Raw genomic sequence first — 14970 nt, 5'->3', positions numbered from 1 at the left:
CTTAACGGTTAAATGTAGTAAAATCTTTATGATCAATTTTCTCTAAGGCTTCTGCCGGCAATGATTTGAAATATTCATAAGTAATTCTCAAACCTTCTGCACGACCTACCTTCGGCTCCCAACCTAAAATTTCCCGGGCTTTGGTAATATCCGGCCGCCTTTGCTTAGGATCATCCTGAGGAAGCTCCCTGTAAACTATTTTTTGTGAGGTATTGGTAAGCTTGATAATTTCTTCGCAGAATTGTTTAATGGTGATTTCATCCGGGTTACCAATATTCACCGGCTGCGCGTATTCACTCATCAGTAAACGATAAATACCTTCAATTAAATCGTCTACATAGCAGAATGAACGGGTTTGCGTACCATCACCAAAAACAGTTAAATCTTCTCCTCTTAAAGCCTGACCAATAAATGCAGGTAAAACACGACCATCGTTTAGGCGCATTCTTGGCCCATAAGTGTTAAAAATTCTGACAATTCTGGTTTCTACACCATGAAAAGTATGATACGCCATAGTAATGGCCTCCTGGAAACGTTTCGCTTCATCATACACGCCACGAGGGCCAACCGGATTTACATTTCCCCAATATTCTTCTGGCTGAGGATTAACACTTGGATCTCCATATACTTCAGAAGTTGAAGCAATTAACATTCTTGCCCCTTTATTTCTGGCCAGACCCAATAAGTTATGCGTACCTAATGAACCAACTTTTAAGGTTTGTATCGGGATTTTAAGATAATCTATCGGACTCGCAGGTGAAGCGAAATGAAGAATATAATCAAGTTTTCCGGGAACGTGTACAAATTTGGAAACATCATGATTGTAAAATTCAAAGTTTTCCAGTTTGAAAAGGTGCTCAATGTTGGCCAGATCACCTGTAATCAGATTATCCATGCCAATAACATGGTAATGCTCTTTCACAAAACGATCACAGAGATGAGAGCCTAAAAATCCGGCTGCACCTGTAATTAAAATTCTTTTCTGACTCATCTTAATCTATCAATTTTCTGCCTATACTGTTATAATAGTAACCAAGATCGATCATTTTTTGTAAATCATACAAATTCCGACCGTCGAAGATTACTTTATTTTTTAAGACTTTATCTATTTTTTCAAAATCCGGATTCCGGAATACCGACCATTCTGTAGCGATTAGCAATGCATCAGCATTTTCTAAAGCCTCATATTGGTTTTTGGCATATTTTACCAGATCGCCAATAACACCTTTTACGTTTTCCATCGCTTCAGGATCAAATACCGTAACGGTTGCACCATTTTCAATTAAAGCATTGATGATATATAAAGCCGGCGCTTCGCGGATATCATCTGTTTCCGGCTTAAATGCCAATCCCCAAAGGGCAAAATGCTTTCCTTTAATATCGTTTTTATAATATTTCAGTACCTTATCTACCAGGATGGTTTTTTGCCTTTCGTTTACTTCCATGACTGATTTCAAAATCTGGAAATCATAAGCATAATCATCAGAAGATTTCACTAAAGCCTGAACATCTTTGGGAAAACAAGAGCCACCATAGCCTACGCCAGGAAAAAGAAAACGTTTACCGATCCGGTCGTCTGATCCAATCCCCTTCCTCACTGCATCCACATCGGCACCCACCAATTCACAAAGGTTTGCCACCTCATTCATAAAGGTAATTTTGGTAGCCAGGAATGAATTTGCTGCATATTTTGTTAATTCAGAAGAACGCTCATCCATAAATAGAATCGGGTTTCCCTGACGAACATAGGGGCCATAAAGTTCAGCCATTAATTTTTTAGCCTTTTCACTTTTAGTACCCAAAACCACACGATCGGGTTTCATGAAATCATCAACAGCTACACCTTCCCTTAGAAACTCCGGGTTGGAAACCACATCAACCTCAATGGAAGTATTGGCCTGAAAAACAGCTTTAACCTGATCAGCTGTACCTACCGGAACGGTAGATTTATTTACGATAACTTTATATTCTGTAATCAGTCTGGAAATATCTTTTGCTGCACCCAAGATATAGGAAAGGTCAGCCGCCCCATCCCCACCCGGAGGCGTAGGCAAAGCCATGAAGATAATTTGTGCATCTTTCACGGCATCTGCAAGAATAGTGGTAAAGGTTAACCTTCCCTGCTCTATATTTCTATGAAACAACAGGTCTAGTCCAGGCTCATAAATGGGCACTTCTCCATCCTGCATCTTTTTTACTTTACTTTCATTTATATCTACACAGATCACATCATTTCCTGTTTCTGCTAAACATGTTCCAGTAACCAAACCAACGTATCCGGTACCAATAACGGCTATTTTCATATATTCTTAAGCTTTTTAAATATATTCGTTTTATCTTGCCACGAAGATATGAAATTACACTTATGCTTTTGCTTTACACCATCGGAATTCAGATTTACTCAATAATAATCAGAATATTTTCACGCTTTAATGCGAAGGCTAAACTGTTTATTCACGGGCGTAAAAGTGTTTATCAACAAATCGCAGGGCGAATAGATAACAGTCAGAAACACATCTGGTTTCATTTTGCATCTTTAGGAGAGTTTGAGCAGGGAAGAACGGTACTGGAAAAATTAAAAGAAAAATATCCCACAAAAAAAATTGTGGTCACGTTTTTTTCGCCATCAGGATATGAAATCAGAAAAAATTATGCCCTGGCGGATGTTTTTTACCTCCCAATCGACACCAGAGGGAATGCAAAAAAATTTCTGGATGCGATTAACCCCGAGATGGCCATTTTCACGAAATATGAATTCTGGCATTTTTATTTTAAGGAGCTTCACCGCAGAGGCATTCCGCTGTATGTAATTTCTGGAATCTTCAGACCAGGACAGGCATTTTTTAAATGGTATGGTGGCTTCTATCGGAAAATTCTTTCGGCAGTTACTTATTTCTTTGTTCAAAATAAAGAAAGTGAAGATTTACTAAAATTAATAGGGATAAATAATGTAACCATTAGTGGCGATACACGTTTCGACCGGGTTTTTGAAAATGCTCAAACACCGAAAAAATTAGATTTAATAGAAGCATTTATCGGAGATTCGCCAACGCTGATATGTGGAAGTACCTGGCCTGAAGATGAAAAATTATTATCCGTTTTACCAGAAAGCTATCCCCACTGGAAATTCATCATCGCACCGCATGAAATTCATGCCAGCCATATCGAAAGTATAGAAAAACAGTTTCCGGTTGGTAGTGTACGGTTTTCAGTTTTGAGTGCTAAGCTGAATATTGGCCAATCTAAAATCTCAGATCTCCAATCTCAAATCTTAATCATCGATAATATCGGCATGCTGTCTGCACTTTATCAATATGGAAAAGTAGCTTATATTGGTGGTGGTTTCGGTGCTGGCATTCACAACACTTTAGAAGCCGTTGCCTTTGGCTTGCCTGTAATTTTTGGTCCTAAGTATGATAAATTTCAGGAAGCGAAGGATTTAATTGCTTTAGAAGCAGCTAAAAGCATTAGCACCGCTGATGAACTAATCATTGCTTTTGATGATTTTAAAGAGAACACCAATGCTGCGGAGGCTGCACAGCAATATGTAGCAGGTAAAAAGGGTGCAACAGATCAGATCATTTCAATGATTACGAAATGATTTCTGCTTTTGCGATTTCATCAACAATCTTTGGAATTTCCTGATCTATCGAAACAACAAAAACATCTTTTTCATCATTTTCAGGTTCTTCTAAGGTATTAAACTGACTTTCCAATAAACTGGAAGGCATATATTGATGTGATCTTTTTGAAATTCTTTCGTGTATTAATTCAAAGCTACCTTTCAGGTATACGAAACAAATTGAATCATTGTCTTTTCTTAACAAATCACGATACGCTCTTTTAAGCGCAGAGCAGGCAATAATGCAATTTGTTCCCGCTGCGACATGCTTATGCCCTACCTGAGCAATTAATTCAAGCCAATCTTGCCTGTCGGCATCAGTAAGGGGAATACCCGCAGCCATTTTATCTACGTTTCTTTGTGCATGCAGGTTATCACCATCTATGAATTCAGCATTAATTACTGGCGCCAATGCTTTACCGATCACTGTTTTTCCACTTCCGGAAACGCCCATTAAAATTATAAATTTCGCCATTTGAGAAAGTTATTTTATCATACCTGCCAATGCTTCAATAAACACCGGACTATCATTTAAGCTTTCTACCAATTGTACGTGTTCGCCACCTAATGCCCTGAATTCTTCATGATATTCAACGGTTATTTCATAAAGTGTTTCCAAACAATCGGCAACAAATGCCGGACTGAAAACCAATAATCGCTTTTTACCTTCTGCAGCCAGTTTTTTCAATACATCGGTGGTATACGGTTGTACCCAGGGTTCTTTTCCTAACCGCGACTGAAAGCAAACCGTATATTGATCTCTCGTTAAGTTTAATTCCTTCGCAATTAATCGTGCTGTATCATGTCCTTGTGCAGAGTAACAAAATTTATTGGTATCGTTTAAGGTCTGGCAGCAATCAGCTGTTTTTAAACAGTAGCTTCCGGTGTGATCACATTTTAAAAGCTGGCGTTCCGGTAATCCATGGAAACTAAAAAGCACATGATCAAAATCTTCAATGTTATGCTTTCTGGCATTTTCGGCAAATACCTGAATCATCAATTCATTATCATGGAAAGAATTTACAAAAGAAATAGGTGGTACTGTTTGCCATTTACTCACCAGTTCCATCACCAACTGCATGACCGAGCCCGAACTTGCAGAAGCATATTGCGGGAACATCGGAATGACCTGAATACTTTCAACCAGGCCCGCTTTTAAGTTGGCCAATGCCGATGCGATCGACGGGCTTTGATAACGCATCGCCAGTTCTACATGATATTCATTTCCCAGTCTTTCCTGCAGCATCTGCGCCTGTAAACGGCTATAATAAAGCAATGGAGAGCCATTTTCATTCCAGATTTCTTTATACAATTTAGCCGTTTTAGGACTTCGGAAGGGAACAATAATTCCTTTTACCAATAATGTTCTGTTCAATTTAGGAATATCAATTACCCGCTCATCCATCAAAAACTGATCAAGATATTTTCTAACGTCAGGTGTTGCCGGACTATCAGGTGTTCCTAAATTTACAAGTAAAATTCCCTTTTTGCTCATTGATAAAAATATGTTTTGTGGTGCAAATATCGCGTTTTAATTGTTTTATGCCTATTGTTAAAATGTGATGCCCGACACTTTTTGGTCAAGAAAAAGTAGTATTTAATAAATGCGGTGAATCTCAAAGATGGAATAGTTAAGATTTACGAAGAGGCATTGAGATACAAAATGAAATATTTATCCTTTTGTTTTATACAATTGCCACCAAGGTGTAGCTGGCTTTTGATGATGTTCTAAATGATATCCAAAAAAATAACAGGTAAAAAAAGCAAGTAGATGATTTTTTTGGAGTGTTGAGGAGTGATATTCATTTTCATGATCTCCCTTATGTGGTTGGTAAGTGCCGAAATAAAATAATTGAAAAGTACTAAGCAGTGACGGTAAAACCCAGAAAAGCAATAAGTTTTGCTGTTCAAACCAAATCTGTAAAACATTAAAAGCTGCAGCCATAATGATGAGTTGAATAACTGTTACATAATTAAGCATAAACCGAAAATACCATTTCCAGAAACCATGAGGCGCAAAGTCAGGATCATCTATTGTATGCACGTGGCGATGGTGTTTATGGTGTTTGGTATATAAACGATTATAGAAAAAGCCTGCGTAGAGGAATACGGAAAGGTAACCAATGAAATTATTGACTGTTTTATTTGTAGAGATGGTGCCGTGCATGGCATCATGAGCTGTAATAAACAGGCCGGTATAGAGATGCATTTGAACAAAAATCATCAGGTAAACCAGTGGATTACTCCAGGCGAAGTTCCAACGTAAAAGGAAGAATAGAGAGGTGAACCATAAAGCAATCACTGCTATCGCAACCAGAACACCAACATACGCATGATTCTTTTTCAAATGAATGATATTAAATGTTTATAATGTACAACATAAACAGTTAATGCAGCTAAAAGTTATACAGAGAGGATTTAGTATTGTTCCAGCTGGGCCTTTACTTTCTCCATCAGCCACATTGGTGTGGAAGTAGCACCACAGATTCCAACCTTATCATTTTCTGCGAACCAGCTTAAATCTAATTCTTCGATATTGGAAATGAAGTGAGATTGATCATTGAATTTTTTACATACATCGTAAAGCACTTTTCCGTTGGATGATTTCTTTCCAGAAACAAAAATGATCTTATCATAATGGCTAACAAAGTTTTCCAGCTCCTGATACCGGTTAGATACCTGTCTGCAAATGGTATCATTCGCTTTTACCTCATAACCGCGACTCAATAGTTCATCTTTGATGTGGTAAAACTTATCTGTGCTTTTGGTGGTTTGGCTGTATAACGTAAATTTTGAGGGAAGTTCAACATGATCAAGTTCGGCCAGGTCCTGAAAAACGATGGCTTTACCATCTGTTTGCCCTTGCAAGCCAATCACTTCTGCATGGCCATGTTTACCAAAAATCAAAATCTGCTCATCATCATCATGAGAATTTTTGATTCTATTCTGAAGTTTTAGCACCACCGGACATGAGGCATCGATCAGTGTAAGGTTGTTTTCAAGGGCCAGCTGATAAGTTGATGGTGCTTCGCCATGCGCCCTGATTAAAACTTTCTCGTTTCTTAAGCCTTGTAAAACCTCATGATCAATGATTTTTAATCCCCGTTTTGTTAAGCGTTCAACCTCTTCATCATTATGAACAATATCGCCAAGGCAATATAAATAACCTTCGTTATCTAAAATATCTTCGGCCATTTCGATAGCGTAAACCACACCGAAGCAAAAACCTGATGATTTATCTATATTGACTTGTAGGTTATAACTCATTGCACCACAAAATTAAGCAAAAATATTTGTTCTGGTTGTCATGTATAAGACAACAAAAAAGATTAACTGTGCGGTAAACATTGCGGTACCTATATATTTTTGCTGCTTAAGGTCCAGCGCATAATAAAATTTCAATAAAATAACAGATACAATAAACCAGGCCATATAATTTTGCATGGGTATCTCATGCCAATCCCAGTGCCAGTAATCAAATTTCATGGCTACGGGCTCCATAAAAAAATCAAAAGTGATGAGCATAAATGCGCCGATTAGTGACGCTAAAATGCTATTTCGAATTTTGAAACTTTTCATCATTTGGCCTATACTAAATATCAAAATCACCCAGTTTATACCCATTAACACTGGAACGGCAGCAATTTTATAGCCCAAAGTACTACCATAATAATAACTTCCAAAAATTTTGCCTGTATGTACGCCCAATACTTCAACCAACCAGCCACACAAAAAAACACCACAGACAAATAACGACAGACGTTTCACATTGCCACTATAAGTAAACACGATAATGGCAAACATCAGCAATAAATGAAAAGGCACCATCTTTATAAAGTAGGGTTGCGTGGCCGGAATCAAAAAGCCAACCAGCCCTACCAAATGAAATATAGCGATCACGCCAACTGCAATCTTTTTAATTCTTAAATCGCTTTGATCGGTCTGCCCTTCCATGTGCCTGTTTTAAATATATGTTGTATGATGGATAAAAATGAAATCATTAAGAAGAAAAACATCTGAAACGGATGCAGTATCAAATTGATAAAAACATGCTGTCCTGATAAATAGGAAATCATTATTCTGCTTAAAAAAATTAATGTCAATGGTAATACAAGTAAAGAGATATTAAAGTTTAATAATAAAACCAAAGGTCCTACAGTAACCAAAAGCTGGTAAAATAATAAGATAATCACATTATTACCAAAACCTGCCAGTAAATTTTTACTGAAGCCATTTAAACTTTCATTCAGGTTTTTGTACATCCGGCAGTATATCAAGCCATTGCCCAATAGAGCTTCTCCATTAAATTTTTCCAGTTTTACGGCTTTCATAATCTCTACATCTTCCACCACTTTGTTTCTAACCCTTTCGTGCCACTGATTTTTCCTATAATGATCCGCTTTAAAAAACATACACTGTCCGCTTGCCGCCGAAAATGCCGGATTTCCGGAAAATTTCACCAGCCTAAGAGGTAACAGATTTAATAAAATAAAATGCATTAACGGAACGGTAAGCCATTCACCTGCAGATTTCATGACCTGATTGGTAAATATACTGATTAGGGCCAGGTTGCCCACCTTCATCCGGTTAATCAGGCTATTGATAAAACCACTTTTAATTGCTTCATCAGCATCCAAAAAAAGCAGGTATTCCCCTTTTGCCAATGCTGCGAGCTGATGGCAGGCATAGTTCTTTCCCAGCCAGCCTTTAGGAAGTTCATCTCCCCGCACAATCCGGAACTGTGGGTTTTCTAAGGAAAAAGCATCAACCAGCTCAAATGTTTTATCATCACTGTTGTCATCCAGCACAATCACTTCAAAATTTTTATAGTCCTGGCTTTTAATCGATTCCAGTAGCGGAATAATATCCGCTTCCTCATTACGTGCCGGAATCAGGACAGAAACAAAATCATTATAATGTTTTATCACCCTTGGCAACTTAGGGTTGGAAAGAAAGTTAAAAACGGTTACTGAAAACCGGATCACCATAAAAATTAAAACAGCATAGATAAAAATGGTCATTCGGTAAATTGTGTTTGTTTAACAGCCGACTGATCATAATGTTTATTGTAGGCGCTTTTTAGCAACTGCAAGCTCATGTATTCTTCGTTTTCCCATCGTTGCAGGTAAGTTTGCGCGGTTGGTTTCCGATTGGAAAAATAATCTATAAATGTTGCTGCAAAAATGATATTGAATGTTTTCTGACAGGATTTGATCACTTGCATGACTCCTTTTTCGAAAGTGATATTTTTTAAATGATTAGAATGTAACTTACCCTGAGGGAAGATAAGAACCAGATTATTTTTATCCTCTAATAATTTAGCTGCATAATTCAGCATTCCCAGAACATCCTTTCCACTGCTTTCTGCAGCAAATGCCCCGAGATACTTTAAGAAGCCAACTTGGTTATAATTTTCTGCATTAACCAAAACATGGAACTGCTTTTTAAATAATTTCTTATTGATATGAAAAATGAAAAAACCATCCCACCAGCTGAAATGATTGGCCAGAATTAAAATGGAGGCATCGTCATCAGGCTGAAGATTATTGTATTTAAAGCCCGCAAAATCTTTCTTTAAAATAAATGAAATGTACCACGAAAAAAAGCGATAAATGAAAGTATTTTTTCGTGGAAGGTACATGCCGGGAAATTGCAAAAAAATGAGGTAAATTGCAAATTTAGCCTGTTGATAGGTGAAAATTAAAGCAATATGAAGTTAATTACTCATCAAAATATAGCTTTATAGAGGTTAGCTTCATTACTTACTACATGATACTAACTCAAATAAACACGGTCTTCCTCACCGTCTACATCCATAATTACATCCACATGCTCTTTTAACACGGTAGCCAGTTCTAAACCAACGAAATCGGTTGCAACAGGAAAAATCTTGTGGCTTCGATCAACCAGAACAACAGTACGAATTTTTTTATGCGGCGTATTTAAGAAAACACCTAATCCGTATGCCAGGGTTTTTCCACTGTTTAGCACATCATCCACAATGATAATGACCTTATTTTTCCATTGACTTTCATCCAGATCGGTAGTGGCAATAAGTTTACTGCTTTCTTTCTGAAGATCGATGCGCAAAAGGGTTAGCTTAAAACCCGAAATCTTTTTCAGCACCTTTTCCAAACGAACAGCTAATTTGTAGCCACGGTCCCAAATACCTGCAAGCACCACCTCTTTCTCATTTAAGTTATCTTCCAGAATCTGATAAGCGATTCGATCGATCTTCTGCTGAATCTGTTTCTTATTTAGTATGAGGATTTGTGATGTCATTTTATAAAAGGATTGAATACAAAAAGAACAATTTTAAGGATGATATTCAAACTATTTCAAAAATAATTTCTTCAGTCTGCAACGTTTTTATTCTATGTGCGTCTAATGACTAACCAAAAACAAATTTATGAAAAACCTGATCAGAGTATCTACCATCTTATTTTTTGCATTTTCTGCTACTGTAGCCGTGGCGCAGGAAAGTAAAAACTTCCCGGTTAAAAATTATAACAGTATTGGCGTAAGCAGTGGAATTGATTTATACCTCACTCAGGGAAATACCGAAAGTGTGGTGATTAAATCCGATGGTAAAACCCTGGAAGACATTATAGTGGAGCAGCGTGGAGATAAAATCACCATCAAATTTAAAGACGGCATCAGCTGGAGCGGCATGTTCAAAAACCGTGTAATCAAGGCTTATGTAAGCTATAAAACATTAAATGAAATTGCTGCTTCCGGTGGATCGGATGTATTTACACAGAATCCAATTAAAACAAACAGCCTGGCCATCAGGGCATCTGGCGGATCAGATTTAAAATTAAATTTGATCAGTACTGACCTTACCGTTCAATCCAGTGGCGGCAGTGATATCAACCTCAAAGGCAAAGCAACAAACATGAGCATTCAATCCAGTGGCGGCAGCGATATTGACGCTTTCGAATTGATCACTGATTATGCAAAAGTACAGGCATCCGGAGGCGCCGATGTTGCTATTTATGTAAATAAGGGATTGGAAGCGGCTGCAAGTGGTGGCGGCGATGTAAGCTTCAAAGGAAATGCAGCGTTGAATAAAACTTCCAGCTCAAAAAGCGGAGATGTTCATCATGTTAATTAAGAACTTTAGTTTAGTTAATGATAAATTCGCCGCTTTGTGGATGCAAAGCGGCTTATTCTTTTGTCTAACGTTGAGCTAACTATTCCAATAACGGGAATGTATTTGGCAGACTAATTCTATAATTTACTTTTTAGCTTTAGTGTAGGGATAATAAACAAAGTTTGCGCCTTCAGGTACAATCACAAACACACACATATAATCTTCAGGTCTTTTATAAACCTTTAAAAAGGGCTCTTTCTTTTCTTTAGTGATGATTCCTTTTTCAACAAACTCTTCTAAAGTAGAGGCCTGAATAGACCAATCTGTATTTAATTCTTCTTTATTTAAGATCATTTCACCGATACTCACCTGGTGCTGGTGGGCAATAAAAATAGGATGGGCAGAAATACCTTCCACCATAATTTCGATACCTACTTCTTTAATTGCATCAGCATAAAAAGCCAGATCTTTCTCTAAGCTTACCAACGGACTTTCCTGCTTTTTCTGTGGTGCTCCGCTATCCTCCGGTGTGGCATTTAATAATTCTTCTCTATCCATTCCTAATCTTGTATTTTGAATGAGTAACAAAATGAATGTCGATAAGTAATTCATACCTTCGGCATTCAATCATTCTCTGATGCTATCCTTTTAATTTTAACAAAACCACATTTTCCACGTGTTGTGTGTGTGGAAACATGTCTACCGGCTTAATACGTGCCACATCATATTTGTCCTTTAACAACTCCAGATCTCTGGCTTGTGTGGCCGCATTACAGCTTACATAGACAATTTTTGCTGATTCCATTTCCAGTAGTCTTTGTACCACATCAGCATGCATGCCTGCCCTTGGCGGATCAGTAATTACGACATCTGGCTTACCATGAATGGCAATAAACTCAGAAGTTAAAATGTCTTTCATATCTCCGGCGTAAAAAATGGTGTTATCAATGCCATTTAATGCCGAATTAAACTTAGCATCTTCAATAGCAGTTGGCACATACTCAACCCCAATTACTTGCTTTACATTTTTAGCCACAAAATTGGCAATGGTTCCGGCACCTGTATATAAATCATAAACCAGTTCATCACCTTTAAATCCGGCAAAATCCCTGGTGATTTTATACAATTCAAAAGCCTGATCAGAATTGGTTTGGTAAAAGGACTTCACCCCTATTTTAAAGCGAATCCCATCCATTTCCTCAAAAATATGATCACGCCCAGCAAACAGATGAACGTCCTGGTCAAATATGGTATCGTTTTTCTTCTGGTTAACAATGTATAATAATGAAGTGATCTGCGGAAAACTTGTTTTCAGAAAATCCATTAAGCCGCCTACCTGGTCCTGCTCCGGATAGGCAAAAACAACAGCAACCATTACCTCGCCTGTTGATGATGTACGGATAATCAGGTTACGCAATACGCCTTCATGATTGCGCAAATCATAGAATGATAACTGATGCTCTAAGGCATACTTCCGAACAGCATTTCTGATAGAATTGGAAGGTTCATCCTGCAGGTAACAATGTTCAATATCCAATATTTTGTCAAAACGCAATGGAACATGAAAACCCAAGGCATTCATATCAAAATCTTCATCCCGGTCAATATCAGTGCGGTCCAGCCAACGTTTATTTGAAAATGTAAATTCTAATTTATTACGGTAGTATCTGTTTTTGACCGATCCTAAAATAGGCTCAGCTTGAGAAGTGTCTATTTTACCAAGCCGTTGCAATGCAGCCTCTACATTTTTTTGCTTAAATTTTAACTGAGCATCATAACCCATGTGTTGCCATTTACAGCCACCACAAGTTCCAAAATGAGGACAGAAGGGATCCGTTCGCAATGTCGATTTTTCATGCAATTGTTCAATAATGGCTTCAGCAAAATTCTTTTTCTTTTTTGTTAAGCGAACATCTACAACATCACCTGGAACGGCTTTGTCTACAAAAATGACCAATTCATCAGCTTTGCCAACGCCTTTTCCTTCTTCAGCAATATCTATAATTTGTACGTTTGGAATGATGGTTACCGTACCAGGTTTTCTTCTACTCATTATCCGGCAAATATAAGGCTAAAAGCTGAAAGACTAAAGTAGAAAGCTATAAGACCGAAGCTGAAAGATAAAAGTGAGGAAAGGAACTTGAAAAATTCAGGCAATAAGAAATAACCTGATAAAAAAATCAGTATCAGAAAAAATGCAGTAATGAAAAATTATTTTCCGAAAAATTTAAATGCAACGCCCCAAAAGCCATCTAACCAGTTAAAATTCAGGTCAAATTTTTCATCAACCAATACAGAAAACTCTAATATTTCTTTGCTCATGATAAAAAACCTCTCTATTTACACAATTATACAAAATTCATACCGAAAACCATAACGGTATAAGTTAAATATACATTAACATTACTTTAAATTTACCCATCAATATTATTTCATGGAAGGATTTAAAACTGCCACTGACCGATCTTAACATACAGATTCATTTCACATGATAAACCTTGTGCTGATCAGGAAAGAATATTCTTAGTATCTTTCGTTTTTAAATGGCACAATGAAGATAAAAATCCTTTTTTTCCTATTGTTTACAACAATAAACAGTTATGCACAAACCCCGGCTGATAAATACTTTAAATTAACGCGAACCGGATTTAAGGAAGATAATGCTTATAAAACCACTGCATTTGTGGAAAAATATTTCAGGGTACCTGGCAATACAGGATTCAATGCCAGCATCCATTATGTAGAAAACATTTTAAAAAAAGCCGGCTTTGTTGAGCAGAAACAAAATGAACAGGAGGCTCCTTTAAGCTATCGCATTGAAAAGCGTTCCATGACGCACAATACCTGGGAGCCTGTTCAAGCGAACATTGATCTGATCGGCGATTCAACTCCTTTAATTTCCTACCAAACCAACCGTAATATGATTCCCATTAATTGTGTTTCTACAGCGGCAGAAGGTGTAATGGCGGAGGTGCTTTATTTAGCTGACATCAAGCCTGCCGATATGGAAAAACTGGATTTAAAAGGGAAGATCATTTTTTCAGAAAATCATCCTTCAAGATTATTACCACTTGCCACTAAGGCTGGGGCGATTGGTGTGTTAGGCTATTCGATGCCCAAATACACACAGCCGGAAATTAACCAGACCTCCATTCAGTTTAGCAGCATGAAGCCCAACAGCGAAGTCTGGACTTTACTCCTATCTTATGCTGCCAAAGAAAGGCTGAGGGCAGCTTGCCTGAAAGGTATCACAAAATTAAAAGTCAATATTCAAACTAAAATTTATCCTGCTGAAGAACTAACCATTGTGGCCAATGTAAAGGGTAGTGTAAATCCTGATGAACGTTTTGTTTTTAGTGCACATGTTCAGGAGCCGGGTGCAAACGATAATGCCAGTGGTGTTGGAACCCTGGCTGAAATGGCCAGGCTTACTGCAGAATTGTATCAGGCCAAGAAGATAGCACCACAACGCACACTTACTTTTTTATGGGGTGATGAGATTGTATCTACAAAAAGATACATTACTGAGGATACTGTTAGGGCAAAGGGCATTTTATGGGGAATGAGCCTGGATATGGTTGGTGAGGATACCAAAAAAACAGGAGGTTCATTTCTGATTGAAAAAATGCCTGATCCTTCTGCCATCTGGACGAGGGGAAATGACAAACATACTGAATGGGGTGCCGGAGATGTAAAGGAAAAAGACCTTTTTCCACATTATTTTAATGATTTCGTTTTTGATATTTGTAAGGCCCAGGGCAAATTCGCAAACTGGACGGTTAACTATAATCCTTTTGAAGGCGGCAGTGACCACACCCCATTTTTACAAAACAAAATCCCGGGATTACTGATGTGGCATTTTACAGATGTATTTTACCATACCGACAATGACAGACTGGACAAGGTTTCACCCACTGAAATGAAAAATGTAGGCGTTAGTGCATTAACAGCAGCCTATTGTCTCATCTCTGCTGATGAAAATGCCGCGAATGCTGTTATTAATCAAATAAAAACCGATGGACTGGCCCGTTTAAAAACTGAATTTGAGCTGAGTAAAAAAGCAATTGGAGAAGGAAAATCAGCAGCTGAAGAGAAACATATTATGGAGGTCTGGAGCAAATGGTACATAGATGCCTTAGCCACTATTCAAAACTTGCCGGTAAAAAAGGAGACTACGAAAGTAGGTTCAGCCATTAAAGTGGCAAGTATGGAGATGGAGAAACAAACCCTTATTTATATAACAGCATTAAAATAA

Annotated in this window: 16 protein-coding genes; 3 read left to right on the top strand and 13 right to left on the bottom strand. The window is 37.7% G+C overall.

From position 1 onward, the window contains the following. Nucleotide 1 precedes the first annotated feature (1 nt). Nucleotides 2-991, bottom strand: coding sequence for a UDP-glucuronic acid decarboxylase family protein (locus OQX64_RS20160; RefSeq protein ID WP_088303076.1), 990 nt, complete (start codon nucleotides 989-991; stop codon nucleotides 2-4). Nucleotide 992: 1 nt separating this feature from the next. Then, nucleotides 993-2303, bottom strand: coding sequence for a UDP-glucose dehydrogenase family protein (locus tag OQX64_RS20155; protein ID WP_265820111.1), 1311 nt, complete (start codon nucleotides 2301-2303; stop codon nucleotides 993-995). 62 nt (nucleotides 2304-2365) lie between these two features. Between OQX64_RS20155 and OQX64_RS20150 the strand changes: the two genes are divergently transcribed. Then, nucleotides 2366-3601, top strand: coding sequence for a 3-deoxy-D-manno-octulosonic acid transferase (locus OQX64_RS20150; RefSeq protein WP_265820110.1), 1236 nt, complete (start codon nucleotides 2366-2368; stop codon nucleotides 3599-3601). Here the strand turns inward: OQX64_RS20150 and OQX64_RS20145 are convergent. From OQX64_RS20145 to OQX64_RS20110, 8 genes are all read right to left on the bottom strand, one after another. Continuing rightward, on the bottom strand, nucleotides 3591-4097 hold the full coding sequence (locus OQX64_RS20145) for a gluconokinase (RefSeq protein ID WP_265820109.1): 507 nt from the start codon (nucleotides 4095-4097) through the stop codon (nucleotides 3591-3593). The genes OQX64_RS20150 and OQX64_RS20145 overlap by 11 nt on opposite strands. Nucleotides 4098-4106: 9 nt before the next feature. Further along, a complete protein-coding gene (hemH, locus tag OQX64_RS20140) occupies nucleotides 4107-5117 on the bottom strand; it encodes a ferrochelatase (RefSeq protein WP_265820108.1) in 1011 nt (336 codons plus the stop codon). Nucleotides 5118-5294: 177 nt separating this feature from the next. Then, nucleotides 5295-5969 carry a fatty acid desaturase gene (locus tag OQX64_RS20135; protein ID WP_265820107.1) on the bottom strand — a complete coding sequence of 225 codons (675 nt, stop codon included), beginning with the start codon at nucleotides 5967-5969 and terminating at the stop codon, nucleotides 5295-5297. Between the two features lie 71 nt (nucleotides 5970-6040). Further along, nucleotides 6041-6889: a 4-hydroxy-3-methylbut-2-enyl diphosphate reductase gene (locus OQX64_RS20130; RefSeq protein WP_088303070.1), complete on the bottom strand. Its 849-nt coding sequence runs from the start codon at nucleotides 6887-6889 to the stop codon at nucleotides 6041-6043. A gap of 12 nt (nucleotides 6890-6901) precedes the next feature. After that, complete coding sequence (locus tag OQX64_RS20125; RefSeq protein WP_088303069.1) at nucleotides 6902-7576, bottom strand: carotenoid biosynthesis protein; 675 nt, start codon at nucleotides 7574-7576, stop codon at nucleotides 6902-6904. Beyond that, on the bottom strand, nucleotides 7546-8643 hold the full coding sequence (locus OQX64_RS20120) for a glycosyltransferase (RefSeq protein ID WP_265820105.1): 1098 nt from the start codon (nucleotides 8641-8643) through the stop codon (nucleotides 7546-7548). The genes OQX64_RS20125 and OQX64_RS20120 overlap by 31 nt, the downstream gene beginning before the upstream one ends. Further along, nucleotides 8640-9263: a 1-acyl-sn-glycerol-3-phosphate acyltransferase gene (locus OQX64_RS20115; RefSeq protein ID WP_265820104.1), complete on the bottom strand. Its 624-nt coding sequence runs from the start codon at nucleotides 9261-9263 to the stop codon at nucleotides 8640-8642. The genes OQX64_RS20120 and OQX64_RS20115 overlap by 4 nt, the downstream gene beginning before the upstream one ends. A 134-nt stretch (nucleotides 9264-9397) precedes the next feature. After that, entirely contained in the window at nucleotides 9398-9904 is a 507-nt protein-coding gene (locus OQX64_RS20110) for a phosphoribosyltransferase family protein (protein ID WP_088303066.1), read from the bottom strand. Between the two features lie 127 nt (nucleotides 9905-10031). On the opposite strand from OQX64_RS20110, the gene OQX64_RS20105 reads away from it, so the two are divergent. Next, complete coding sequence (locus OQX64_RS20105) at nucleotides 10032-10736, top strand: head GIN domain-containing protein (RefSeq protein WP_265820103.1); 705 nt, start codon at nucleotides 10032-10034, stop codon at nucleotides 10734-10736. Nucleotides 10737-10859: 123 nt separating this feature from the next. Here the strand turns inward: OQX64_RS20105 and OQX64_RS20100 are convergent, their stop codons facing one another. The 3 genes from OQX64_RS20100 to OQX64_RS22500 form a co-directional block, all read right to left on the bottom strand. After that, nucleotides 10860-11273 (bottom strand): hypothetical protein, encoded by a 414-nt coding sequence (locus OQX64_RS20100; protein WP_265820102.1) that lies wholly within the window; start codon nucleotides 11271-11273, stop codon nucleotides 10860-10862. 82 nt (nucleotides 11274-11355) lie between these two features. Next, complete coding sequence (gene rlmD, locus OQX64_RS20095; RefSeq protein ID WP_265820101.1) at nucleotides 11356-12768, bottom strand: 23S rRNA (uracil(1939)-C(5))-methyltransferase RlmD; 1413 nt, start codon at nucleotides 12766-12768, stop codon at nucleotides 11356-11358. A 158-nt stretch (nucleotides 12769-12926) separates the two neighbouring features. Further along, nucleotides 12927-13037, bottom strand: coding sequence for a phenylalanyl-tRNA synthetase subunit alpha (locus tag OQX64_RS22500; protein ID WP_088303062.1), 111 nt, complete (start codon nucleotides 13035-13037; stop codon nucleotides 12927-12929). A 229-nt stretch (nucleotides 13038-13266) separates the two neighbouring features. Here OQX64_RS22500 and OQX64_RS20085 point away from each other — a divergent pair, with 229 nt between their 5' ends. Then, on the top strand, nucleotides 13267-14970 hold the full coding sequence (locus OQX64_RS20085) for a M28 family peptidase (protein ID WP_265820100.1): 1704 nt from the start codon (nucleotides 13267-13269) through the stop codon (nucleotides 14968-14970).

This window comes from Pedobacter sp. GR22-10 (assembly GCF_026239715.1).
In the GTDB taxonomy this organism is placed as follows: domain Bacteria; phylum Bacteroidota; class Bacteroidia; order Sphingobacteriales; family Sphingobacteriaceae; genus Pedobacter.
Note: the sequence above shows the minus strand (reverse complement) of the source record. Positions and strands in the feature narration are given on the sequence as shown.